A 23,389-nucleotide genomic window follows, 5' to 3' on the forward strand; every position below is an offset into this window, starting at 1 on the left:
ATTTTGTTTTTAAACATGGCATAGTCGTCTAAACAAAAGCGACGGTGCACCATACAATAGTTTCCGTCCCCTTACGGGGATTTTGTTTTTAAACCTAATATAGTACCTTACGGTACTATCGTAAATCGCTTCAATTCAATGTTTCCGTCCCCTTACGGGGATTTTGTTTTTAAACCTTTGCACATCTTCGAGTGCGAAGATGTGCGGCCAGAATAAAGTTTCCGTCCCCTTACGGGGATTTTGTTTTTAAACTTGAACCGACCAGGACGCAAGACTGGAAGGAGGTCGTTAGCCGCGAGTTTCCGTCCCCTTACGGGGATTTTGTTTTTAAACTATTGTATTACTGTATTACCTTCCGGCCGAAGAAAGTGAGGAATGTTTCCGTCCCCTTACGGGGATTTTGTTTTTAAACCGTGACAGGGGGATAGTCGCCAATATGCCATTCGTCATAACTAGCAGTTTCCGTCCCCTTACGGGGATTTTGTTTTTAAACCAAAATTCCTGGCCTTCACTAAAAACTTTGCCCTAGATTTTTCGTTTCCGTCCCCTTACGGGGATTTTGTTTTTAAACAGTACATATCAGTGACGGTAACAAAAAAATAGGTAGGATTAAGAATGGTTTCCGTCCCCTTACGGGGATTTTGTTTTTAAACGGAGACATACCAGACAGTATCATCAATTACATTGACTACGTTGTGTTTCCGTCCCCTTACGGGGATTTTGTTTTTAAACGTACGACTCGTCTCTAAAATTCTCGTTTTCCGTCTTCGACAGCGGTTTCCGTCCCCTTACGGGGATTTTGTTTTTAAACTTAATCGAACATGGCCCAGCCAATTACAATTTTGACCCAAATGGTTTCCGTCCCCTTACGGGGATTTTGTTTTTAAACTTCTTGAAGCCGCAAAAGAGCGCATAGCCTATATTTTTGAGTTTCCGTCCCCTTACGGGGATTTTGTTTTTAAACTCCTCGCTAATTTCGGGTAATAACCGGCCAAGTTGCTCAAGTAAGTTTCCGTCCCCTTACGGGGATTTTGTTTTTAAACTTTTCTTCGCTGAAATAGCAAAGACTCTAAATAGGGCCAGAAAGTTTCCGTCCCCTTACGGGGATTTTGTTTTTAAACTGAAAATGCCGATGACTATATTGGCTATACAATCATTACATGTTTCCGTCCCCTTACGGGGATTTTGTTTTTAAACTTCTCTATTTCGTGTTGGTATATAGGAGACTGGGAAAAGTGTAGTTTCCGTCCCCTTACGGGGATTTTGTTTTTAAACAATAGTAAAACGGGAGGAGAATAAACATGAAATTAAGTGAATTTAAGTTTCCGTCCCCTTACGGGGATTTTGTTTTTAAACTACATGTCCATGGCTGGGTAATGTTAAAACACCTGGATGAAGGCGGTTTCCGTCCCCTTACGGGGATTTTGTTTTTAAACGGGTAAGAGGTAAAAAATGGATTGGCTAATTGGCACCAGTTTGTTTCCGTCCCCTTACGGGGATTTTGTTTTTAAACCACTATGATTTGGCTGAACGAATGTGGCAGATGGGTAAGGTTTCCGTCCCCTTACGGGGATTTTGTTTTTAAACCTGGTTTAACGGGGACATTGTTCTCCTATATTACCTTCCTGCCGAAAGTTTCCGTCCCCTTACGGGGATTTTGTTTTTAAACGTCTGTGCCCGAAGTGATACCAGTTAACCGCCCAAAACAATGTTTCCGTCCCCTTACGGGGATTTTGTTTTTAAACTTTGTCAGGGGCTTATACCATAAGGTTCTGCCTGAGAACCAGGTTTCCGTCCCCTTACGGGGATTTTGTTTTTAAACTAAAACGCAAATCCCTGCTCCTTGTACTGTGTGGATTACCACGGTTTCCGTCCCCTTACGGGGATTTTGTTTTTAAACCGCTTATCACCAACGCTTACACTGATATACTTGACGTAGACTTAGGTTTCCGTCCCCTTACGGGGATTTTGTTTTTAAACGCTGCGACTCGCAAAACCAAAAAAGCAGCTCGTATTATTTACGAGTTTCCGTCCCCTTACGGGGATTTTGTTTTTAAACGCTTGCCGGCGAACCTGGTCATAGTTGCTAGTGAATGGGGCGACGTTTCCGTCCCCTTACGGGGATTTTGTTTTTAAACTCATAGTTGCTAGTGAATGGGGCGACTGGAAGGCGCCAGAATAGTTTCCGTCCCCTTACGGGGATTTTGTTTTTAAACTTCTTTGCGAAGAAATTAGCAAAGATGCAGAATTATCTCCTACTGTTTCCGTCCCCTTACGGGGATTTTGTTTTTAAACACGCGTGCAATTTCTGCGAAGTAATCATTCACATTCTCTTGCGTTTCCGTCCCCTTACGGGGATTTTGTTTTTAAACTATAAAAACGAAGAAAGGGCAAGACAATGGATTCGGCGCGAATTGTTTCCGTCCCCTTACGGGGATTTTGTTTTTAAACCCTGTGCCCGCTAGGTCGCACGGTTATTGGGCTGAATCGGCGGTTTGCGGGGCTGACGCTAGTTTTGGCGCACAAGCGGCGCCAAAAATTGCCAAAATGCCGAGGAAGCCTTGATTTTCCTATAGCGGGGGCAATTCCAACTTCCTTCCTTATTATATTTTTCATCATTATTATCATATTATTATTGTGCCGTTGTCGTCAACAAATTCTTCGCGTCCCCATGACAGTACCGACATTTTGCCGCTTAAAAGATAAATACGCAGAGAGTCTTCGGTTTTGTCGATTAGTCTTGGCGCGATTTTTACCAGCCGATCATACCGGCGCCGTTCAAGTTGGCATTCAAAAGCCGATTTTTGCACGCGAAAACCAAAGGCTTCCAGCAGTTTTACCATGCGCCGGCGGCGCTTATTGCAGACAATATCATAGATGACTAGCACAAAATATTTCTGTGGTAAGGCCATAGCGGCCGGCAAGCTTTCGTCGTCCAATTCCAGCCAGTTTTTCTCCATTGCCATCACCGTTTCGTAATTTTAGCTTAGCGTATATATACAGGCTCATATATATCCGGATCTTCATCCAAGACTGCTTTGGCAAGCAGACTTGTTTGGCGGGCAAGCAGTTGGCGGAAGGTGAGCTCTTTGCCGCCGTATTTGTTTAACTTTGTCAGTCGTTTTTCGTAGGCGGCGATGAAAGAGGCCGCTGCCTCGCGGCACAAATATACGCCGCCTTTTTCGTCCGGCGGCAAAAAATCGCACGGCTGTATTTCCCGCCGCTGAATGACCGACATAACCAGAGCGTCGATGATAGTCGGCCGCCACTCTTCCATTAAATCAGATACCAACGTGGGATGGCCCTGGCGGTCTTTATGGATAAGACCGGCATAGGGATGAAGGCCGGCATTTTGCACGATTGTATACAGGTCATACATCAGCAAGGTGTAGCCAAAACTAAGAAGCGAGTTAAAGGGGTCTTTGGGGGGCTGCCGGTTACGGCCGGAAAAATGGAAATCGTCGGGAACTAAGTGTGATAAGGCTTGAAAATAGTTACGGGCGGCAATGCCTTCCAGACCCAAAACTTTTTCAATGGTTTCCGCCGAATCGATACGGTCTAAATATACCTTTATAACTTCGATATAGTGTGCTACTTCTTCTTTTTGGGCCGTGCGCTGGTAACGCCGGAGGATGGTTAGACAGTTGGCGATTTTGGCCCCAATGATTGATTTGGCCAATTTGAGGCAAAAGTCAAACCGCTCGCCCATTTTAAATTGTTGGCGTTGCTTATGAATGTCGACATGACGGGTTGATTCAAGACGGCCATAAAATTCACCCGCGCTAGACAGCCAAGTCAACGTTATGCCCCGCTTTAAAAATTCGGTTATTGTTTTGGCCGTAACTTGAACGCTGCCGAACAGCACGACGTTGTCCAGTTGTTCGGCAGGTATTGCGTGGAGGATTTGTTCGCCTTTGCAGACGAGAAACCTCCCGCCGCTTTTTTGTAGGTGGCTTCCCGCGTCTGTCACATAAAGTGAACGCATTGGCTGAATATTTCGCCTCCTTCTTTATTGTCAAAGGGACGGTTCTTTTGACAATGTTAATTTTTTCCATTGTCAAAAGAACCGTCCCCATGGCAACATTACTGGGCTGATTCGGCGGTTTGCGGGGATCGCGCCAATTTTTATGTGAAATTTGTAGCAATCACCACCAAAATGCCGATGAAGCCTTGCGTCGCCTATAGCGGGAGGTTTTGACAGTTTTTGCTAATTTTTTACGCCTATATCATATAATTGGCCGGGGGTGGTTGTCAATAGTTTGTGAATATTAGGTATGTGGTATGAAGTATGAAGTATGAGGTAAGAGGTAAGAGACGGCCGGAAGGTAAAAGGGCAAGAACTTTCAGGTGCATAAACGGCAAAGTTGATTTTTTCATAAACCAATTTAGGTGACATTTTCATGTACTCTTGACAAATTTGCCAAAAAGCTTGACAACAACAGCTGCCGTTTGTATAATTTTAACAAGATGTGCCGAAAATTTAATACATTTGTCCATATGAAGTTTACGGAAAAGTACTGGGGTAAGACTATTGTGCTTGACCGTAAACGGATGGACCTCTGGAGAGTCCCTTTCAATAGGGCGCCGAAGGTGCAAGTCGGGATGCAAGTGACCGATGAAACTCTCAGGCAAAAGGACAGAGGGCAGGCTTACCGCAGCTTTTTTATTGTGCGGTAGCTAGCTTTTGTCATGTTTGAGAGTCAAATCTATTGATTTGGCTCTTTTGTTTTTGCCGGTGTGCTAGGCGCTTTGGCCAGTTTTTCGGCCCGGGGGTATGCTTTTTGGTATTAAGGCACATTAAAAATTTAAATAGGGGAAGGAGAAGTGTCTATGAATAAAACAGTGTGTAAATTAAAAACGGTATTGCTGGCGGTGGTTTGGCTGACAGTTACTCTGGCAGGCTGCGGTGGCAATTCAGCGTCTAAAGACATTAAGATTGGCCTACTTAATGAGATGACTGGCGGCAACGCAACTTTTGGAACTTCGGCGGCCAATGGGGCCAAACTGGCCATTAAGGAAGCCAATGCCAAGGGTGGGGTGCTGGGAAAGCAAATTCAGGCGATTGTTGCCGACAATAAAAGTGAACCGTCAGAATCGGCTAATGCAATGACAAAACTGATTACCCAGGATAAAGTTGTGGCTGTAACCGGCGTGTTCGCAAGTTCTAACGCGATTGCCGCGTCAAATGTAGCGGAAGCAAATAAGGTGCCATTTTTAGCGGTAGCAGCTACCAACCCTAAAGTAACCGTTGATGAAAAAACTGGCAAAGTGAAAGATTACACTTTCCGCGTATGCTTTATTGACCCGTTCCAGGGTACAGTCGGTGCAAATTTTGTACTTAACAACTTAAAACTTAAAACGGCGGCAATATTGATTGACAATAGCAGCGACTACAGCAAAGGGCTATCAGCTTTCTTCAAAGATGCTTTTATTAAAGGTGGCGGCCGCGTTGTGGCGGAAGAAGCGTATTTGCAAAAGGACCAGGATTTTAAGACAATTTTGACCAAGGTCAAAGCACTCAATCCTGAAATTCTTTATGTGCCCGGCTATTATGAAGAAGTAGGGAAAATTGTCAAGCAGGCGCGTGACCTCGGCATCATGGTACCGATCGTCGGCGGTGACGGCTGGGATTCGCCAAAACTTGTTGAAATTGCTGGTGCGGCGGCGCTTAACAACACTTATTTTACCAATCATTACTCGGTTGAAGATAACAGCCCTGCTTCAAAAGCCTTTGTCGAAGCTTACCAAAAGGAATATGGTCAAAAGCCAGACGCTGTCGCCGTACTGGCGTATGATGCGGCCAATTTGTTGATTGACGCCATTAAACGGGCCAATAGCGCCGAGCCGGACAAAATCCGCCAGGCCTTGGCGGCGACGCAAAACTTCCCTGCGGTAACGGGAGCAACCACGCTTAATGCCACCCATGACGCGGTAAAGAGCGCCGTAATAATTGAAATGAAGGACGGTAAACAAGTTTTTAAGGCCAAAGTTAATCCATAACAATTCAGTAAAACAGGGCGTGCATTATTGCACGCCCTGTTACCTTCTAAATATACCTTTCTTTATAGACCGTGCGCTGGTAACACCGGTGAATGATTAGACAGTTCATAAAAACCATTTAAGTTTTTGGAAATAGTGAAAAGTTTAACCTTTCGTCCAGTTCTTTGCCCGAAAGGTTAAGCGCCCGGCCAATTCGCAGGCACAAATCCTGCAGCCGCTCGGCGTGTTTACTCGTTTCGGCACTTTTGGCCGACAGCGTGGTGCGCATGGTGTTGACGATGGCGTTGCGATAGCTCTTGCCGTTCATCAGCTTGCGGCGGTACATCCGTTCCTCTTTCTCCCCACCTTTTCCCTAAACACCTGTTTTTAAATGTATTTTAGTAAATTATACCATCTAAAGAATATGTGTGGCAGCTTTTATTGACATTATTTTGCATTTTTTTACATTGCTAATGGCGACTAAATCAGGGGTATTAAGAAGTAAAAATGCCGGCGAGTTTTTGATACTCTCCGGCATTTAAGATGCTAAGAAACTCGTCCACTATCTTCGGGTCGAACTGCATGGAGGATAATATTGGTTGTTAGACGAAATATTAATTAAATTTTAGCAAAAGAGGTGAGGGCGATGGCTAATTGCAACAATATAAATTGTTCCTGTCCAAATCGGAACTGTGAATACCATGGTAAATGTTGTTTATGTATTAAACACCATCTTGAAAAAGGTAGTTTAGTATATTGCATGAAACAGATAGCAAATAAATAGAAATATCAAGCAATTATTGGTTGGCAATAAATGTTATATGGTATAATAAAATAAAAAACGAGGAGGGTTCTTATGAAGAGCCTGAAAGGAACCAAAACCGCCGAAAATCTTTTGAAGGCGTTTGCCGGGGAGTCGCAGGCCCGCAACCGTTATACTTACTATGCCTCGGTGGCCGATAAGGAAGGTTATAAGCAGATTAAAAATATATTTATTGAAACAGCCGACAATGAAAAAGAGCATGCCAAAAGGTTTTATAAGTTTTTGCTCGAAGGTTTTGCGGGTGAACTGCCAGCGATGATAGAAATTAATGCCGCTTACCCAGTTGCCCAGGCAGCCACCCTTGATAATTTGAAGGCAGCAGCCAGCGGTGAAAATGAGGAGTGGGCAGACCTTTATCCAGCATTTGCCAAGACCGCCGAGGAGGAAGGTTATCCGGAAATTGCTGCCGCCTTTAGAATGATTGCTTCAGCTGAAAAAAGGCATGAAACGAGATTTAACAAACTAGCCGCCAATATCGAAAATGGCAAGGTTTTCAAAAGAGATGAAAAGGTCTTGTGGAAATGCGGTAATTGCGGCTATGTCCACGAAGGGACAGAGGCGCCCGAATTGTGCCCGGCCTGTGTTCATCCCCAAGCCTATTTTGAACTGTTTGTCGAACCCTACTAAGTTCTCGCGTTTTGCCGGGATAGAGGAATTTAATCCGGACGCAAATAAACCCAGCGCTCTTGATATGACGCTGGGTTTATTGCGGTAATAAGGCGAGAAGGGCTGGGGCGAGTAACCAATGCCCTGACGATAATAGGGGGGTTAAGCGGTGAACATTGAGCGATTAAGTGAACGGGCGAAGGAATACCAAAAAGCGGTGCGGCGGCTCCAAGAGGCATTGGCCGAAGATTTATCCAATATCTTAGTTTATGACGGGGTTATTCAGCGTTTTGAATTTACCTATGAACTGGCTTGGAAGCTTATAAAGGCATATCTAGAGTATGAAGGAATCGCTGATGTCAAGTCGCCGCGCGCGGCTTTTAAGGAGGCTTTTACGGCAGGGCTGATTGATAACGGCGAGATTTGGCTGGAGATGATCGACGACCGCAATTTGACGGCCCACACTTATAATGAAGAGAATGCAAAACAGATTTATGCCAAAGTCAAGGAAAAGTATTTTCCCCAGTTCGCTACCTTGGCAAATAAGATAGCGGAGGCGGTCAAATGAAGTTTGGCTTGCCGGAACGTGTTGTGCAAGCAATGGTCAAAGAACTTCAGCGGCGGGAAACGGTAAGCCGGGCGGTCATTTTTGGCTCGCGCGCCCGGGGCGATTATAAATACAATTCCGATATAGATATCGCCGTGTATTGCGAAGGAAGTTTCCCGCCAGGGCTGCGGTCGGATTTGGATGAAGCGGCAGGGATTTATAAGATCGATGTTGTTGATATGAATGGCCCGGTGGCGGAAAAACTGCGGCAAAAGATTGAGGAGCAGGGAATAGAGATTTATCGGCGGAATGAGTAAGCGGGATGCTGGCTGTCGCAACATGAGTTGGCGCAGACTGCCAAAAATCACAAATAATCACAAAAGTTAAGCCCGGCGAGCGGCAATGCTCGCCGGGTTTTTAGCGCACGGCAAGAATATGGTAAAATTTACGATTAGCCCCCGCAGCGCCGGCGCCTGAGCCGCAAAAGGTCGACAAAGGCTTCCAGCCGCGTCACTAGGCCGGCTTCGCCCGACTGTTCGTCAAAGGCAAGCGACAGGACCGGGATGGCGGCATCGCTAGCGGCCTTGGGGAGGATGTTTTTGGCCACCACTTCGGGCATACAGGTAAAGGGAAAGACGTGGACAAGCCCGTCATAGCCGCTTTGTCCCATATGGAGGGCGTAGGCGACGCTTTTGAGGCCGTGGCCGCCAACATAGTGTCCAAGATAGGGCTGGGCAAGGGAGGCCAGCCGGTGAAAAAGATCGAGATATTCCCGGCGGCGGAAGAGGTGGCCGTTAACATAATCGCTCAGGTACATGGTCTGGTGGACTTCTACGCCCATACTTCCCAGCCGCCGCACCAGGTCAAGGTTGACAAACGGCTCCAGCATAACATAAATCTCGCCGACAATGCCGATGCGCAGCGGCGCCGGCTCGGCCCGGACGGGCAGAGCCGCCAGGCGGGCAGCCGCGTCCTGCCATATTCGCCTTAGCGTGGTAAGGTCCGCGGCGTCATCAATCGCCTGCCTGGCATCCTGCCAAATGTCGTTGGCGCCGCCGGCAGCCGCTTCCCGGGCGCGGAGAAAGGAGACCTGCCGCTCAAGATTGTCAAGGGCGTTCATCTTCGCCAGGCCAAGGCGAAAGGACTGGTAGACCTGCCACAGACCCAGACGGGGGGCGAGCCGGCGGATGCTATGCAAGACATCGGGCAGATTGGGTTCAAATACCACCATCGTGAAATCATAGCCGAGGCTGCGCAGGATGCCCTGCTGCACTTCGGCATAGTAACCCAGCCGGCAGGGACCGACGCCGCCGCAGGTGATGAGCGTATCCGCCCCCAGTTCGAGGGCTTCGATGAAATTGCCGAGCGTAACTTTGAACGGTAAACACACCATTTCCGGCGCGTATTTGACGCCCAGCGCAAGCGTCCGCTTGGAAATGGGCGGTGGGGGGAGAACGGTGCAGCCCAGGCCGGTAAAAATGGCCTTAAGGGCTATGCTTAAATGGCCCATATGGGGAAAAGTGACGATCATGACAGTTTCCTCCGTAGCAGCATATCGGTAAACGCCTCCAACCGGGTGACAAAGCCCGCTTCGGCCGTGTGTTCATCCAGGGTGAGCAGCATGCAGGGGATGTTCCGGTTGTGGGCACGCTGGCTGATTAGTTCGCCGACCAGGGCGTCGGGGCCGCAGGCAAAGGAGCTCATAAAAATGATGCCGTCCACCGGTGGTGCCTCGTGCATCAGGCTGAGGGCGGCGCCGGCCATGTGGGCGCTGTTTGACCAAAAAATTTTCTTGCCAAGTGTTTTAGCGGCCGCGGCCGCCCGGCGGGCAGCAACCGCATCCGGGGTGACAACGGCCACGCCCAGCTGCTGGAGTCGCTGCAACACGCGCATACTGATTTGCCGGTCATGGATGAGATAGGGGTGGGCGATGAGGCCGACGCGCCGCCTTTGCGGCGGCATGCTGGCTGCAGGAACGATACTGTGAATATACCGCCAGGCACGGTACCAGGCGGCGATGGTTGGCAGCGAACCTTTACCCAGCAGGCGGCCTACGCCAACAATGGCCTGGTACAAGCTGCGGGCGCCGCGCCGCAGGTTGACGGAGCAGTCGATAAGCGGCGGGAGGTTGGGCAGATTGCTGCGGAGCATGTCTGGCATACCGATGATTTTAGGGCAGGTGTATTGGCCGGCGGCCACGCTCACCAGCCTGGGGGTAAACAGGGCATCTACGCCCTGGCGGCACAGGTCGCAGACATGGCCGAAATACACTTTGACCGGCAGGCATACCTCATCAAGGGCGCTGCCATAATCAAGGGTGGCTTTGGTAGTCTCGCCGGTAACGATTACCTCGGCCCCCAGTTCGCTTAAAAAGCGCTCCCACAGGCTGCCGTACTGGTAATATAAAAGCCCGCGCGGGATGCCAATGCGCATGGTCATGGTAATCAGTCCTTTTCAGTTGTTTTGATTATTTAACCGCAAAGATACTCATGCCAAAAATTGGCACTTAAAAGGCATGAAAACTTTTTTCAACCACGGAGGACACAGAGGCGCGATATTCATCGCGCTAAGGTAAAAAATATCCCCTCCGCGTCCTCTGTGGTTCCATTATTCACCGTGTGATTATACCCGTTTTCAGGGTAGACCCCCCATGTCGTTAGCACGACACCAACAAAGAATGAAAACAGGTGTAGAGTTTTCGGAGTAGTACGCAAAGAGCGCGAAGTTGCGCCAATTTTTCTGGCGCGACAGGCGTCGCGCCCGGTATACCCTTTGCGTCCTTAGCGTCCTACCCTGAAAACGGGGTGCGCCAACCCCCTTGGTCATACTCCATTTTTAGGCAATAGCAAACTAAGCCTGTGCAAATCTATTTTTTGACAGGCCTGGTGTACAAAAGAAAGCTGATTTTCTAGTGTCAACCTGTCATTGAGAACTCTTTTACTTCTTCGCCAATTATTATCCGAATACTTTGGTCGCTAATAATGAACTGAACATCGTCGTCCAGTTTCTTTATGTTTTTAACAAGGTTAACTAAACTTTTAATTTTGCTGCGACGCATTTGTTCCGACAAATAGTTTTCCCCAAGCTCCTTATACGGTTCTTTGCGAATAAGCATGTGGTAAACGATTACAATAATCGCATGTGCTACTGCGACTGCTGCTCGTTTTTTACCTCTTCTGGCTGCTATTCGGTGATATAACGACGATAAATAACAGTTTTTCATCCGCGCTATCGTGTGGGCCGCCTGAACTAGCTGCGACCTAAGCTGTGGATTGCCCGGCTTTGCTTTCCCAGATCTTCGCTTTCCGGCACTTTCGTTGTTCCCTGGAGCTAGACCAGACCATGCGGACACATGTTTGGCGCTTGGGAACCGGCTCATGTCAAGTCCTATTTCTGCCAATATTACTTGGGCAATCCGTTTCCCTATTCCCGGGATTGTATCTATTAGCTCCAGGGCTTGCTTAAAATTTTCGTCTTCTCGCTCTATCCTTTCCATCATCAAGTCTAGTGATGCTATTTGTTTGTCTAAGGCTTCAATAGCTTCAAGTTGGATCTGGATTAGAGCGCGAATGTCAGGGCTTACTATTCCGTCTAGGGCAGTTTCAAGTTCTTCCTGGGAAGCACTTAGCCGACCACGAGATATTTCAGCCAGTTTTTTGGGGTCATTTACGCCGGCAGCAATTGCTTTGATGATTTCTTTCGCCGTTACGCCGTTTATATCGCTTACCACTGATGACAATTTTATGTTGCAGCCTTCCAAGAATTTTTGCAGCCGTTGGATTTCACGGGCGCGTTCTTGAATTTTAGAGGTGCGTAATCTTGTGATTTCCCGCATTTCCCGTTGCCTGCGCTCGGGAATGAAGCTTGGTTTTAGTAGTCCATGGCGAAGAAGCGAAGCTATCCACTCGGCATCTTTAACATCGGTTTTTCGTCCAGGTACGTTTTTAATGTGCTGAGCATTGACTATTATCGCTTTTATTCCTTCGGCTTCCAGAACGTTGATAACCGGCTTCCAGTAAACACCGGTGCTTTCCATTGCTACGATTTCAACCTCATGTTTTTTTAACCAATCGGCAAGTTTGTGCAACTGTTCTGACGTAGTGCCGAAACTGTTGCGCCGCATTTTTTCGCCTACCAGGGCACAGGCTTCAATTTTGCGTTTGTGAATGTCTAACCCGCAACACCGCTCATAAACTACCTGGACATTGTTACTCATTCTAATTCTCCTTCTGCGGCCTTATTTTGCGACTGGTGCAATCATCTCTAGGGATGTATTCTACCCTGCGTACTCTCCAATAGGAGGTGACAGTTAGTGATGCACCGAATGATTGAGGACAATCTTTGCGTCAGGCTCGAAGCGCTAGTACGCGACGTCCTTTGGTCGCCCAGCCGCAAGCTAAATATTCGCCGCAGACTATCCGTTTTCATGCTTTGTGGTGCCAATTATTGGCATGAATATCTTTGCGGTTCACATAAAAACCTTGTCAGCCCCGGAAAAATTTGCTACCATATTTTCAGAACATACGTTCGGTTCCACTTCCCACTTTCCATCTAACCCAAAGGAGGCTTTGTATGCACCGTTACCCCCCACCCGATGCAATCGCGGCCATCCTGCCGGAATACACCACGAGCGGCGACCGCACCGTCATCTTGACTACCGACGGCGCAGCGCATCCGACCAACGCCCGGGTCCGCACCGTCCTCGTGCGCCTGGCGCGGAGCCTGGCGGCCGACCTTACGGCCCTGCGCCAGGCGAGCGCCCGCGCCACCGGCCGCGATATCCTGCAACCCCTGCCGCTCGCGCCTGGGCTTGTCCTCTTTCCGGTCAAAGTGCGCACCCCGCGGGTGGCGAAAGACACCTGCACCGGCTACTTGAATTTGCGGGCGGTGACCGCGGTGCGGGAAAACAAAGCCGGGCCTTTCCCCGCCACGGTGGCACTCCTGGGCGGCGCGTCAATTCCCGTCCTTTGGACGGCGAAAGCCGTGCACAAACAGCTCGGGTACGCCCGCCTGGCCGCTGCCTATTCGCCCCGCGCCGCAGGCCTGGCAGCGCAGGAAGCGGCGGCAACTTATGCCCCGGAGCTCCTACCCATTGCCAAAAAACTGGTGGAAGTTATCTGTGACATCATGCGGCTGCGGCAGCAGCACTAGCCGCCAGCGCGCCAGTTCCGAGCGGCTGACGTCCGGCCGGCGCTGCGCAGCAGGGCGCAGACGGCCACGAGGAAATCCTCGCCGCGCAGCCGGCTAACCAGGTCGAGGACATGGACAACCTGTCCCCGGCAAAGCGGCAGCGCTTCGGCGACCGGCTTGGCGCTCGCCGGTAAGGGCAAAACCGTCACCGTCTCGGCTTCGGCCGTCAGCCGCTCAATAATGGCCAGGGTGAGGTCGGTTGAACCGCAGTCGACGACCACGGCGTCAGCATCTATGTCAGCCGTTTCCAGTTCACGAATCAGGTAGCGCAGCAAGTATTCGATCTCCTGCTCGGCATTTTTTACCAGGATGAGGAAAGTCACGCCGGGCGGGCGAAAGATATGCGGCGCCAAATACCAGTCCCACAGGTCTTTCAGGAAGCACCACAGCCCGTACAGCGCCAGGGACACTAAGACCACGCTCGCCGTATAGGAAAAAAACAAACTATCCTACCCCCCTTCGTCGCGGGATAGGATAGTATATTCAGCGGCAAGCCTAAAAGTGCCCGCCCTATTCTTCCAAAACGACGATCTTATGCCTGATCGCGTAAATAAGCGCCTGCGTCCGGTCGGTAACATTGATCTTCCGGAAGATATTGGTCAAGTGGTTTTTCACCGTCTTTTCGCTTAAGTAAAGCTTCTGGGCGATTTCACTGTTGCTCAGGCCCTGAGCGACGAGTTGCAGCACTTCCAGTTCGCGGTAGGTCAGGCGCTCTTCGCCGCGCCGCGCCGGCTGCACGGCAGACTCCTGTTTTTTCTTTTCGCCACGGCGAATAGTCTCATCAAGCAATCTCTTGGCCAGCGTAGGATAGATGAAGGACTCGCCTTCATAGACGGCGCGGATGGCCGCCACCAGCATGCTGGGTTCGACGTCCTTGAGCAGATAACCGGCCGCGCCGGCTTTAATAACCTCCACGACATAGTTGTCGTCGTCATGGATGGTGAGAATGAGCACCTTAATCTGGGGGTGGCTGTCGCGGAGGCGTTTGGTCACCTCCAGCCCGTTCAGCCGCGGCATGTTGATGTCCAGCAGGATAACGTCAGGCGCCAGTTCGGCCGCTTTGCGCAGCGTCTCTTCCCCGTCGCCGGCTTCGCCGATAACGGCAAAATCGTTTTCCAGCGCCAGCACGTTTTTGATGCCTTGCCTCAGCAGCGCATGGTCGTCGGCAACTAAGATATTAATCGGCATGTAGGCACCTCCCCCTTGCCAAATTAATCTACTTCACAATCCTCGCCGTCAGGAAAATAACCACTTCCGTCTCGTTTTTCGTCTTATGCACGCTCTCGAACAATTTGCCCAGCACCGGCAGGTCGCTGAGCAGCGGCACGCGGTTTTTCCCGCCCGACTCCTCGTTGCTGATGAGACCGCCGATGACCATCGTGTCGCCGTCTTTCATGCGCACATTGGTCGTGGCCTCGCGGGTGGTGACGCGGTAAGCCTTCATCTCCGGCACCAGCGTGGGCGTGCTGACTTCGGTGTGGACGGCGGCGGTAATGTAGCCGTCGGCATTAATACGCGGCGTATAGGTCAGTTTGATGCCGGCGTCGATATATTCAATGGTCGTGGTCGTTTTGCCGTTCTCTGTCCGCTCGACCAGGACCGGGATACGGTCGCCGATGAGGATTTTGGCTTCCTTGCCGTTAATGGTCGTGATCTTCGGCTTGGCCAGAAGTTTGGCCTCGCCGCTTGTTATGAGGGCGCTCAGCTTGGCCTGGAAGGTGAATTCGTAGGGAGTGCCATCATACGCCTTGCCGAACTTGATAACGCCGGGATACTCCCGCGTCGTTTTGGTCGTCCCGCTAGTACTGTCAAATTCCGTATTGGCCGGCAGACCTGACCACTGCCAGTCGAACCCCAGGTCTTTGGCCGCATTTCTGTTGATGGCGACCACCTGGGCCTCCAGCGATACCTGCTCGTACGGGACATCCAGCTCGGCCAAGGCTTGGCGCAAGGCTTCGCTTTCCGCCGGCGAACCGCTAAATACCAGGGAATTGGTGGCCTCGTCCACTTTCAGGCGCTCGTCGGGGATAACAAGCGCCAAGGACTTTTTTACCTCGTCAGCCCGCGCGTACTTGAGCTTGATAATCTGGACCGACCCAAACCCTTTGCTCAGCTTGTCGGCGGAAGCGACAACGATGACATTGCCGGTTTTATAGTAGGTCAGCCCCTTCGTTTTGGTCACCAGGTCCAGGGCCGTCTCGAAGGGAATATTGCGCAGTTGTATCGTAATTTTGCCGGTCACCGAGTCGTCGGCGACAATGCTTACCCGCCCCACACTGGCCAACGCTGTCAGCACGTCCCGCACTTCGGCGTCGGTGACGTTCATGTTGACCATCGGCCCGGCCGCCAGTGCAGGCGGCATAACCAGCAGCAGGCAAAGCATCAGCAGGCACAACCCACTGGCCACCCGCCCCCACACCTTCCTTACCACTTTCCACTTCCCCCTTACCTCATACTTCATACCTCATACCTCATACTTCATACCTCATACTTCATACCTCATTCCTTCCCAACAGTCAGCACCAGTTTGCCGTCCGGCCCCCACAGCGTGACAGAATCCTCGTATACCGCCAGCAGTTGATAGGGCCCGATAAACTCGTTCACCTGATACGACCGGCTCTCGCCGCCATAGCGGATAATCGCCGCTTTGGCGCTGCCGCCGGCCACCACTCCGGTCAGCACCGGCCGGGCCGCCTGGGCCTTGTTGCCCGGCTGCGGCGACGACGCCGGCGCAATAGCTCCGGTTGGCTGAGCGGCGCTTACCGGCTGCTGGGTCTCGGGCAGGGCAAAGGGATCGCGCAGGACGCCGTGCGGCTGATAGCCCTTGGGCATAACCGGCTTTACCGTGACGCTCCCCGGCGCCGTGGTTCCCGAGGTCGGCGGCGCCACTGCCGTTTGCGGCAATGTGACATAATAAGCGGCGCCCGCGATAATGGCGCCAATGGCCACAAGCGCCGCCAGCCGCTGTTTAGTTGTGAATTGGGCAAGAAAGGCCCGAAAATCCATGTCTTGCCTCCAGACACCAATTTTCGAAAAAAGGGGGATTATGTTAGCTTATGATTTCTACACGGCATAAATAAATCCTGTCGAAATACGACAGGATTACAAGAAATCTTTGCTATTGACGCCGTCGACAGTGCACCAGTCCGCTAGCTGCCGCTTTAAACTGCTAAGGAAATAGTCGAGGGCAATGAGCTGCTGGTAACAGTCGATAAATTCTCCCCACTCCTGGTCGCTGAAATCCTCGCGCCTGAGCTTGCTGGCCGACAAAAATGCCATTTTTACTGCTACCTTTTGGGCCTGTTGCATGTAGCGCAAAAACCCCAAAATTGCCTCAAGTTTTCGCACGCCATCCCCTCCCCATGCATTTTTTGTCAATATTTCAATATTTTTACAACCCACTTTTATTATACATGCCTCCCTATGCCGGGTCAATAACTGTCAGTTATTGACCCGGGTTTTATTTTACTTATAGTTAACAGGATTTTATGGAATAATGAGTAAAATATTGGTGGGTGATAACATGACATTTGGCGAACAAATCAAGCTCGCCCGCGAAAAGTTGCAGCTCAGCCAGGAAGATGCGTCCACGGCTATTGAGAAAAAATACGGCGTAAGGCTGTCGGCATCGTACCTGAGCATGATCGAAAGCGGCGCCCGCACCAATATTACCGTCAATCTCCTCAACGCCCTGCTGGACTTTTTTAACCTCCCCGTCGAAGCTGCCGCAAGCCTGTTCTGTAAACCCATTGCCGACAAGCATCCCCATGAAACCAAAGTTATGGAGACGTGGGAGCGCTACCACGCCCGGCCGCCGCTACGTCGACCGGAAGACCTGGCCCGCCTGCCCGACCACGCCCAATGGTGCCTGGCCGAATTTCAAGAATACTTAATAACGAAATATACCCAAAAAAATTAAGCGCCTCACCCTCAAAAAAGGGCGAGACGCTTTAATTTTTTTACGCCTGATGCAGGTACCGTATCTGCGCTTCGCTCAGCTCGTCAATGGCAATACCCATCGCCTTAAGCTTCAGGGTCGCCACCCGCCGGTCAAGCTCGTACGGCATATTGTACACCTTATTCGCCAAATTGCCATGATTTTCGGCGATATACAGCACCGCCAGGGCCTGCATGGCGAAGGACAAGTCCATGACCTCGGTTGGGTGCCCGTCACCGGCCGCCAGGTTTACCAGCCGGCCTTCGGCCAAGAGGTACAGCTTGCGCCCGTCGGCCAAGGCAAACTCTTCGATATTTTTGCGCACCACCCGGCGGGATACGGCCAGCGCCGCCAGGTCGTTCTTATTGATTTCGACGTCGAAGTGGCCGGCATTGGCCAAAATGGCGCCATTTTTCATCACGGCGAAATGCTCGCGGCGGATGACGTCGATGCAGCCGGTCAGGGTGACGAAGATGTCGCCGTAGCGGGCGGCTTCTGCCATCGGCATCACCCGGAAGCCGTCGAAGGCGGCCTCGATGGCCTTGATGGGGTCGACCTCGGTGACAATGACATTGGCCCCCAGGCCCTTGGCCCGCATCGCCACCCCTTTGCCGCACCAGCCATAGCCGGCGATGACCACCGTCTTGCCTACGACGGTCAGATTGGTCGTCCGCATGATGCCGTCCCACGTCGACTGGCCCGTCCCGTAGCGGTTATCGAACAGGTATTTGCAGTAGGCGTCATTGACGGCCACCATGGGGAACTTGAGCTTGCCCGCCGCCTCGAGCGCCCGCAGGCGCAGCACGCCGGTGGTCGTTTCCTCGCAGCCGCCGAGGATATTGGCCGCCAAGTCGCTGCGCTCGCCGTGAAGCAGCGCCACCAGGTCGCCGCCGTCGTCGATGATGATGTCCGGCCTGGTATCAAGCGCCTTGTGCAGGAAATGGTCATACTCTTCCTGGGTGCTGTTGTACCAGGCAAACACCTTGACGCCACGCTCGACCAGCGCCGCCGCCACATCGTCCTGGGTGGACAGCGGGTTGCTGCCGGTCATGGCCACCTCGGCGCCGGCGTTTTTCAGCACCAAACCAAGATAAGCGGTCTTGGCCTCCAGGTGCATGGTGACGACCACCTTTTTCCCCGCCAGCGGCTTGGTCCGAGACAATTCTTCATTGAGCACATTGAGCACCGGCATGTGCTCCTTCACCCAGTCAATCTTGTCATGCCCTCCCGGGGCAAGCTTAATATCGCGAATGATTGATTCCATTATACTTACCACCTTTGGTTATATTTAACCACGGAGAACACAGAGTATTGGAACCGCAGAGAACGCGGAGAAAAATTTATTATTCAATTCTTCGCGCGATGCATATCGCGCCTCTGTGTCCTCTGTGGTTAATAAGTTAATAATTAGATTAAATATCATATTATTTTCGGAGTTAAAATTATGCGCTTTATTCCTTCACTACTCAATTTGACGACATTAAAATTTACTAATAACCCAAGGTTTAATCCTGTAGCTTTAAGGTAAGACAGCACTTGCGCCATGTGGATAGGAGCAAAGGTATCTACTGCTTTTAACTCAACAATGATACTACCATTAACAAGAAAATCAAGCCTACCCTCGCCAACTGGAGTGCCTTTGTAGTTTAAGGCAATTTTCTTTTGCCGTTCAAATGGAATATTGCGTAATACAAACTCATGAGCAAGTGCTTCTTCATACACACTCTCAAGATATCCTGGGCCAAGAATGCGGTGAACTTCAATTGCTGAACCAATAATTCTGCCCATTAAATCATTTTTGCGCCAAACCAAATTATCCCCTACTTTAACATCTCTTTAGGGATATTGGAACCGCAGAGGTCGCGAAGATAAAATTTGATTAAAATTAATTTAATCCCGAAGTGCGATGTAATCGCACGCTCCGTGTCCTCTGTGGTTCAAATTCACATGGTTCAAATTTGTTTCTTCAAAGCCACAAGCTTCGTCCCCATAATCCGCTTATACGCCTCGACCCCCGGCTGATCAAACGCATCCACATTGGCCAGCTCGCCTTCATAAGCCACCGATAAGGCCAACAGATACAGCAGCTCCCCGAGGTGAAAGGCATTCAGCCGCGGCAGGACAAAGGTCGCGTTAAACCGCCCGTCGCTTGCGAGCGCCTCGGCATTGGCCGAGCGCGCCGCCTCCAGTGCCTGGCCCATGGTGATGCCGGCAATGGCGGACAACTTGTCTTCGCCCGGGAAAGCGTCGGGAATTATCGGATCGCCCTCCCAGTCGGCGATTTTTACAAACTGGACGACTTTGTCTTTTTTGCCGTCCTGATGCTGCTGGGTCTGGGCGTGCATGTCGGTCGTGCCTACAGCCACAATGGGCGTGCGGCCGTAGAACACCTCTCGCCCATCGCGGTCATAGCGCTTGCCGAGCGATTCGGCCAGCAGCTGGACGTACCACTCGGCCACCGACTTGAGGTAATCGCCGTAGGGCATGAACACTTCAATATCCCGCCCATACTTTTCGGCGGCGATAAACTTGAGTACTGCATTGAGCATGGCCGGATTCCGCCAGATGTCGCCGCTTTGGCACGCCTCGTCCATCGCCCGTGCCCCGGCCAAAAAGGCGTCGATATCAAAGCCGATGCAGGCGGCGGTAACGAGCCCCACTTCGGAAAAGACGCTGAACCGCCCGCCCACGCCGTCGGGCACGCTGAACATCGGCCAGCCGTGCTGGCGCGCCAGGCGGTGAAGCAGCGTTTCGCCTGCCCCTTCGGCCGGGTCGGTGACGGCGACGACATCGACGGCGATGAGCGGCGCCTGCCGCTGTAGCGCCTCATACACTACCATAAACGTGGCCATGGTGTCAATCGTTGAACCGGACTTGGAGATGACGATAAGGGTTACTTTATATTTGTCATTGCTCCCGCCTTGCGCCGTCTTGGCCTTGGCCTCGGCCACGAGATGTTCAATTAGTTCCTGCGTCCGCCGCGGGTCGATGTTATTGCCGCTAAAGTGCAGCTTAGGATAGCCGCTTCTTGCCTCGACCGGCTTATAGTTCCAGAACTCGCCGCAGTGGACGTCAAACAGCACCTTGTTGCCAAGATACGAGCCGCCGATGCCGAACGACACCACGGCGTCGACCTTGTAGCGCAGCGACTGGCCGAATGCTTTCAGCCGGGCAATGCTCGCCGGCGAATTTAAATTGCCTTCTTCAATATATGGCAGCTGGGGAAACAATACCTTCTCCGGCAATCCATCCTTGGACAAATGCCCCCGCACCTGGCCCGTGCGGCGCAGATGCTCCACCGCCGCATGGGCCGCCGCGATGCGCGCGGCCAAAGCGGTAACATCGCCCGCCGTAACCTTGCCCTCACCGTAGAGGTTGGCGTAATCGAAGCAAAAACCGGAGGGTAGTTTGAGGCACGCTTGTTGATCTTTGGTCATGGTTTCACCTTCACTTGATTTGTTTGCGGGCTAGTGACTATAACCACCTAGCTAGTGCCAGAGCCCCAAAAATAAAGACAATCTATAATCTTATCTATTTTGAATCTTATCTATTTTGCCGGGAAAATCCTCTTCGCATACCGGGTGATCTTTTCTTACCGCCGTGAAGTTAAATAGTGTTTGATCAACATTAATACTAGTAAAATCCCGGCTGCCCAAAAAACCGCTTGCTCATATTTTTGCCCCAGCCGCGCTATTCGTTCCCAGAATGTCCGCAAGAAACCTGTCCATGCGGCATCACTCTCATCAGCCGGCTGAGCGTCAGCAATTTTGAACGGCAAAAGTTGACTCGCGCCGCCAACCAAAAAAATATTGCTGGCTAAATTTTGCTGTTCATTGAGTTTGCGAATAGCACCGGCAAGCGCTGATGCGTCGCTGCTGGCAGTAATGCTTAGCAGCGGGCAGCCCTGCCAATTGCCGATCTGGCCAACAATCGTATTGACGACCGGATGATAGCGGTAAGTAACCGCTTGCCCCTCGTTATTAAGCAAAGTATAGCCTTTTCCCCTTTGGAGCGGGAATGCCTGCCAAAGCTCTTCGGGGATAGCTTCCGCCAGTCCTAATACCGCGAGATAATCTTGTTTTAGCCATTGCTGCCAATCTTTTAAAAAGGCGACCAATGGATAAGCATATTCGCCTGGCGGCAATTGCCGGTTCAAATACAGCACGAGTTCTCCCACCGCTCGAATAGCGTCAGGGGACGGATTATCGCTTATTAAAATAGCTCCTTTTTTATTAAACAGCATGCCGATATTGTCCCAGGTAAGTTTATCAACCGGCAAACGCGCGTTGCCGGCAAAATAACTTGATTGAAAAATTTGCGCCGAGCGTATGGTCCCCTTAACCTGGCAGTAGCCCGCTTCTTCTGGATAGACAAATTGGATACTTAAAGCATTTTTGCTTTTCAGCGGCACAGATGGCGGCAAACTGATTTCTTTGTTTATTTTGCCTGACCCGTCGAGCGCTTCGCTGTGGATTAGCGCCCGGTTAAAGTAAACATCAAGGCGCACCTGCTTGCCGGATATGTTAGCAGGGCTGTAACGCCCTTCCAAATGGATGGTAATGCTCCGCGGCGCTTCTGCGAGCAAAGCGGGATAGAGGGTAAAGTCAACCGGAATACTTAAAATTCCTTCCTGGGGCCCATTGTTGCCGAAAAAAACTTTATCTCTTTCCTTAGCCGCCGCAGCCGCCGGCAAACTTACACTAATATTAGCGCTGTTGGCGGCCTGTAGCCAGTCGGTCCGCCCTAACTGGCGCGATAAATTGTACAAGTTGCCCTCATCTTGGGCGGTTATAAGCACCAGATCGGCAAACGGCAAATGAATCCCCTGGGTATACCCAGTCAAATTAGCGGGAAGGTTATTATGGAGCGCGACCCACACCCGCGGCACTTCCGGGTAATTGCCCCGCTCACCGGCCAAAATCAGTTTCACCGGCAGATAAGGATACTGTTTCTGCAACTGGGCATAGGCCCAGGAACCGGCCGTAATTTCCGCCAGCGTGGGTTGGTCAGGGATGACCACTAATAAGCCGCTCGTTAAGCCGGCGAAAAACTCGGGCACGGTCTTGGGGATAACCGGATTATAGTTATAGATTACCCCGGACTGGTTGCGGATGATATAGAATAAATGCCCGCGCTCGTAATCGGCGCAAAGGTCATTGGTGGCAAAAAGATTAGCAGCAATCGCAACCCGTAAGCTGCCGCTTTGCAGCATATCTTGCGTCAAAGGCAGCTGAATGGCAGGCTTTTTTCGCAGCTGGCCGGCCGAATAGAACGCTGCCGCCCGGTCATTGATATAAATGGTAAAATTGCTCTGATCATTCAGGAACGGTCCCGGTTCCACCGTTAAACTGGCCATGCTGCCAGGCAAAAGATTTAGGCGCGGCGCCGGGAAAGAGAAAGTCACCGCAGTTTTAGCGCCGGTAACGGTTATATCCTGCTCATAACCGATTTGTTGCAGCGTAATTGCCGCTGTTTTCGCCAGCGCCTGGTCGGGCAGCGCCAGCATGAGAGCGAGGACGGCAATGGCTCCCGCACGCCGGCCAACCTTGAGCGCGATTTGGCTGAAACGCGGCTGGCCGTCTTCAACCTCGACAATCGCTGCTTTGACCGTTTGCGCCTGATGTACGGCGGCCAGCGAAGTTTGATAATGAACCGCCAGGTCAACCGGGGTGACGGCCGGCCGGTGCTTGCGCCGCTCAAGGCGGCCATAACGCCAGTAGTTCCACTGGGCCCAACCAAACAAAATTAAGAAGACAATGCCGGCCCACCAAACGGAAAGCTTCATCATTTCAACCGTGCTTTCAACCGCCGCCAAGTCAAACAGCTCCGCGTCGATCAGTTTAAAACCGATTAGCCACATTAGCACTGTCGCCAGCGGCTGAATAAGACTGATAAACGTTACCCATATCGATAGTGAGAACAAAAATTCTACCAGGCGTAAAAACGGTTTTCTTAGCCTTGGGGTATCAATGACGTTGGTCGCAAAATCTCCCACGGCCGCCGTTTGTTCACCAGCTAATAGCACACGGTAAAATGCAATAGTTATTTGTTTAAGCCGAGTGTAAAGGGGCGCTATCAGCCAGCTGGCCAGCCGGTACAGGAAAAAAGCGATGATTAATAAAGCCGCACCGTGAAAAGCGCTCGCCATAAATTGCCGGGCGGCTTGGGGCGCCACCGGCCCAAATTGCATTATTAAATTGGCGAATATGAAGCTGACTATATAGCGGCGCGGCAATAACCTAACCGCTAGGCGGGATTGGTAGCGGCTGCGCCTGGTTGCCGAAATTGGTACATAATGCAATTGCAC

General features: G+C 51.2%; 21 protein-coding genes, 1 CRISPR repeat array and 1 riboswitch (1 of these 23 running past the window's edge). Of the genes, 6 read left to right on the plus strand and 15 right to left on the minus strand.

Annotation, left to right across the window (positions count from 1 at the left end; all coding sequences use genetic code 11):
* Nucleotides 1–2,451: direct repeats of the CRISPR family, unit length 35 nt; unit sequence GTTTCCGTCCCCTTACGGGGATTTTGTTTTTAAAC (it extends 405 nt beyond the left edge of the window).
* 173 nt (nucleotides 2,452–2,624) lie between these two features.
* Nucleotides 2,625–2,960 carry a CRISPR-associated endonuclease Cas2 gene (gene cas2, locus TCARDRAFT_RS00900; RefSeq protein WP_007288121.1) on the minus strand — a complete coding sequence of 112 codons (336 nt, stop codon included), beginning with the start codon at nucleotides 2,958–2,960 and terminating at the stop codon, nucleotides 2,625–2,627.
* Nucleotides 2,961–2,986: 26 nt separating this feature from the next.
* Entirely contained in the window at nucleotides 2,987–3,985 is a 999-nt protein-coding gene (gene cas1 / locus TCARDRAFT_RS00905) for a CRISPR-associated endonuclease Cas1 (RefSeq protein WP_007288122.1), read from the minus strand.
* Between the two features lie 564 nt (nucleotides 3,986–4,549).
* Nucleotides 4,550–4,650: riboswitch (glycine riboswitch) on the plus strand.
* A gap of 180 nt (nucleotides 4,651–4,830) precedes the next feature.
* On the opposite strand from cas1, the gene TCARDRAFT_RS00915 reads away from it, so the two are divergent.
* On the plus strand, nucleotides 4,831–6,000 hold the full coding sequence (locus TCARDRAFT_RS00915; RefSeq protein ID WP_007288123.1) for an ABC transporter substrate-binding protein: 1,170 nt from the start codon (nucleotides 4,831–4,833) through the stop codon (nucleotides 5,998–6,000).
* Between the two features lie 118 nt (nucleotides 6,001–6,118).
* Here the strand turns inward: TCARDRAFT_RS00915 and TCARDRAFT_RS00920 are convergent, their stop codons facing one another.
* Entirely contained in the window at nucleotides 6,119–6,325 is a 207-nt protein-coding gene (locus TCARDRAFT_RS00920; RefSeq protein ID WP_007288124.1) for a hypothetical protein, read from the minus strand.
* 510 nt (nucleotides 6,326–6,835) lie between these two features.
* On the opposite strand from TCARDRAFT_RS00920, the gene rbr reads away from it, so the two are divergent.
* The 3 genes from rbr (at nucleotide 6,836) to TCARDRAFT_RS00935 (ending at nucleotide 8,272) form a co-directional block, all read left to right on the plus strand.
* Complete coding sequence (gene rbr, locus TCARDRAFT_RS00925; protein ID WP_007288125.1) at nucleotides 6,836–7,429, plus strand: rubrerythrin; 594 nt, start codon at nucleotides 6,836–6,838, stop codon at nucleotides 7,427–7,429.
* 148 nt (nucleotides 7,430–7,577) lie between these two features.
* Nucleotides 7,578–7,976, plus strand: a complete 399-nt coding sequence (locus TCARDRAFT_RS00930) for a nucleotidyltransferase substrate binding protein (protein WP_007288126.1) — start codon at nucleotides 7,578–7,580, stop codon at nucleotides 7,974–7,976.
* On the plus strand, nucleotides 7,973–8,272 hold the full coding sequence (locus TCARDRAFT_RS00935; protein WP_007288127.1) for a nucleotidyltransferase family protein: 300 nt from the start codon (nucleotides 7,973–7,975) through the stop codon (nucleotides 8,270–8,272). The genes TCARDRAFT_RS00930 and TCARDRAFT_RS00935 overlap by 4 nt, the downstream gene beginning before the upstream one ends.
* A 134-nt stretch (nucleotides 8,273–8,406) precedes the next feature.
* On the opposite strand, the gene TCARDRAFT_RS00940 is transcribed toward TCARDRAFT_RS00935, so the two are convergent.
* From TCARDRAFT_RS00940 to TCARDRAFT_RS00950, 3 genes are all read right to left on the minus strand, one after another.
* Nucleotides 8,407–9,486, minus strand: coding sequence for a hypothetical protein (locus TCARDRAFT_RS00940; protein ID WP_007288128.1), 1,080 nt, complete (start codon nucleotides 9,484–9,486; stop codon nucleotides 8,407–8,409).
* Entirely contained in the window at nucleotides 9,483–10,394 is a 912-nt protein-coding gene (locus TCARDRAFT_RS00945) for an acyl-CoA dehydratase activase-related protein (protein WP_007288129.1), read from the minus strand. The genes TCARDRAFT_RS00940 and TCARDRAFT_RS00945 overlap by 4 nt, the downstream gene beginning before the upstream one ends.
* A 475-nt stretch (nucleotides 10,395–10,869) precedes the next feature.
* Entirely contained in the window at nucleotides 10,870–12,171 is a 1,302-nt protein-coding gene (locus TCARDRAFT_RS00950) for an IS110 family RNA-guided transposase (RefSeq protein WP_007288130.1), read from the minus strand.
* 356 nt (nucleotides 12,172–12,527) lie between these two features.
* Here TCARDRAFT_RS00950 and TCARDRAFT_RS00955 point away from each other — a divergent pair, with 356 nt between their 5' ends.
* Nucleotides 12,528–13,106 carry a hypothetical protein gene (locus tag TCARDRAFT_RS00955; protein WP_007288132.1) on the plus strand — a complete coding sequence of 193 codons (579 nt, stop codon included), beginning with the start codon at nucleotides 12,528–12,530 and terminating at the stop codon, nucleotides 13,104–13,106.
* Here the strand turns inward: TCARDRAFT_RS00955 and TCARDRAFT_RS00960 are convergent.
* From TCARDRAFT_RS00960 to TCARDRAFT_RS00980, 5 genes are all read right to left on the minus strand, one after another.
* Nucleotides 13,103–13,588, minus strand: a complete 486-nt coding sequence (locus TCARDRAFT_RS00960) for a glycosyltransferase family protein (protein ID WP_007288131.1) — start codon at nucleotides 13,586–13,588, stop codon at nucleotides 13,103–13,105. The two genes, TCARDRAFT_RS00955 and TCARDRAFT_RS00960, sit on opposite strands and share 4 nt — an antisense overlap.
* 67 nt (nucleotides 13,589–13,655) lie before the next feature.
* On the minus strand, nucleotides 13,656–14,333 hold the full coding sequence (locus tag TCARDRAFT_RS00965) for a response regulator (RefSeq protein ID WP_007288133.1): 678 nt from the start codon (nucleotides 14,331–14,333) through the stop codon (nucleotides 13,656–13,658).
* A 28-nt stretch (nucleotides 14,334–14,361) separates the two neighbouring features.
* Nucleotides 14,362–15,606: a secretin N-terminal domain-containing protein gene (locus TCARDRAFT_RS00970; RefSeq protein WP_007288134.1), complete on the minus strand. Its 1,245-nt coding sequence runs from the start codon at nucleotides 15,604–15,606 to the stop codon at nucleotides 14,362–14,364.
* Between the two features lie 38 nt (nucleotides 15,607–15,644).
* Nucleotides 15,645–16,151: a hypothetical protein gene (locus tag TCARDRAFT_RS00975; protein ID WP_007288135.1), complete on the minus strand. Its 507-nt coding sequence runs from the start codon at nucleotides 16,149–16,151 to the stop codon at nucleotides 15,645–15,647.
* A gap of 96 nt (nucleotides 16,152–16,247) precedes the next feature.
* On the minus strand, nucleotides 16,248–16,493 hold the full coding sequence (locus tag TCARDRAFT_RS00980) for a hypothetical protein (RefSeq protein WP_040682878.1): 246 nt from the start codon (nucleotides 16,491–16,493) through the stop codon (nucleotides 16,248–16,250).
* A gap of 148 nt (nucleotides 16,494–16,641) precedes the next feature.
* Here TCARDRAFT_RS00980 and TCARDRAFT_RS00985 point away from each other — a divergent pair, with 148 nt between their 5' ends.
* Nucleotides 16,642–17,064 (plus strand): helix-turn-helix domain-containing protein, encoded by a 423-nt coding sequence (locus TCARDRAFT_RS00985; RefSeq protein WP_083795350.1) that lies wholly within the window; start codon nucleotides 16,642–16,644, stop codon nucleotides 17,062–17,064.
* 40 nt (nucleotides 17,065–17,104) lie between these two features.
* Here the strand turns inward: TCARDRAFT_RS00985 and TCARDRAFT_RS00990 are convergent, their stop codons facing one another.
* The 4 genes from TCARDRAFT_RS00990 to pgaD form a co-directional block, all read right to left on the minus strand.
* The gene (locus TCARDRAFT_RS00990; RefSeq protein ID WP_007288137.1) at nucleotides 17,105–18,346 is read right to left on the minus strand and encodes an adenosylhomocysteinase; all 1,242 of its coding nucleotides are present in this window, start codon (nucleotides 18,344–18,346) and stop codon (nucleotides 17,105–17,107) included.
* Between the two features lie 155 nt (nucleotides 18,347–18,501).
* Entirely contained in the window at nucleotides 18,502–18,894 is a 393-nt protein-coding gene (locus TCARDRAFT_RS00995) for a GxxExxY protein (RefSeq protein WP_007288138.1), read from the minus strand.
* Between the two features lie 140 nt (nucleotides 18,895–19,034).
* Complete coding sequence (locus TCARDRAFT_RS01000; RefSeq protein WP_007288139.1) at nucleotides 19,035–20,519, minus strand: hypothetical protein; 1,485 nt, start codon at nucleotides 20,517–20,519, stop codon at nucleotides 19,035–19,037.
* A gap of 155 nt (nucleotides 20,520–20,674) precedes the next feature.
* Nucleotides 20,675–23,383, minus strand: a complete 2,709-nt coding sequence (gene pgaD, locus TCARDRAFT_RS01005) for a poly-beta-1,6-N-acetyl-D-glucosamine biosynthesis protein PgaD (RefSeq protein WP_007288140.1) — start codon at nucleotides 23,381–23,383, stop codon at nucleotides 20,675–20,677.
* Nucleotides 23,384–23,389: the final 6 nt, after the last annotated feature.

It is taken from the genome of Thermosinus carboxydivorans Nor1 (genome assembly GCF_000169155.1).
Taxonomy (GTDB): domain Bacteria; phylum Bacillota; class Negativicutes; order Sporomusales; family Thermosinaceae; genus Thermosinus; species Thermosinus carboxydivorans.

Coding starts and splice junctions, on each gene's coding strand:
- TCARDRAFT_RS00915 (WP_007288123.1), top strand. CDS start 4,831: ATGAATAAAACAGTGTGTAAATTAAAAACGGTATTGCTGGCGGTGGTT.
- TCARDRAFT_RS00920 (WP_007288124.1), bottom strand. CDS start 6,325: ATGTACCGCCGCAAGCTGATGAACGGCAAGAGCTATCGCAACGCCATC.
- cas1 (WP_007288122.1), bottom strand. CDS start 3,985: ATGCGTTCACTTTATGTGACAGACGCGGGAAGCCACCTACAAAAAAGC.
- rbr (WP_007288125.1), top strand. CDS start 6,836: ATGAAGAGCCTGAAAGGAACCAAAACCGCCGAAAATCTTTTGAAGGCG.
- TCARDRAFT_RS00970 (WP_007288134.1), bottom strand. CDS start 15,606: ATGAAGTATGAGGTAAGGGGGAAGTGGAAAGTGGTAAGGAAGGTGTGG.
- TCARDRAFT_RS01000 (WP_007288139.1), bottom strand. CDS start 20,519: ATGACCAAAGATCAACAAGCGTGCCTCAAACTACCCTCCGGTTTTTGC.
- TCARDRAFT_RS00985 (WP_083795350.1), top strand. CDS start 16,642: ATGAGTAAAATATTGGTGGGTGATAACATGACATTTGGCGAACAAATC.
- TCARDRAFT_RS00940 (WP_007288128.1), bottom strand. CDS start 9,486: ATGATCGTCACTTTTCCCCATATGGGCCATTTAAGCATAGCCCTTAAG.
- TCARDRAFT_RS00935 (WP_007288127.1), top strand. CDS start 7,973: ATGAAGTTTGGCTTGCCGGAACGTGTTGTGCAAGCAATGGTCAAAGAA.
- TCARDRAFT_RS00955 (WP_007288132.1), top strand. CDS start 12,528: ATGCACCGTTACCCCCCACCCGATGCAATCGCGGCCATCCTGCCGGAA.
- TCARDRAFT_RS00950 (WP_007288130.1), bottom strand. CDS start 12,171: ATGAGTAACAATGTCCAGGTAGTTTATGAGCGGTGTTGCGGGTTAGAC.
- TCARDRAFT_RS00965 (WP_007288133.1), bottom strand. CDS start 14,333: ATGCCGATTAATATCTTAGTTGCCGACGACCATGCGCTGCTGAGGCAA.
- cas2 (WP_007288121.1), bottom strand. CDS start 2,960: ATGGAGAAAAACTGGCTGGAATTGGACGACGAAAGCTTGCCGGCCGCT.
- TCARDRAFT_RS00945 (WP_007288129.1), bottom strand. CDS start 10,394: ATGACCATGCGCATTGGCATCCCGCGCGGGCTTTTATATTACCAGTAC.
- TCARDRAFT_RS00975 (WP_007288135.1), bottom strand. CDS start 16,151: ATGGATTTTCGGGCCTTTCTTGCCCAATTCACAACTAAACAGCGGCTG.
- TCARDRAFT_RS00990 (WP_007288137.1), bottom strand. CDS start 18,346: ATGGAATCAATCATTCGCGATATTAAGCTTGCCCCGGGAGGGCATGAC.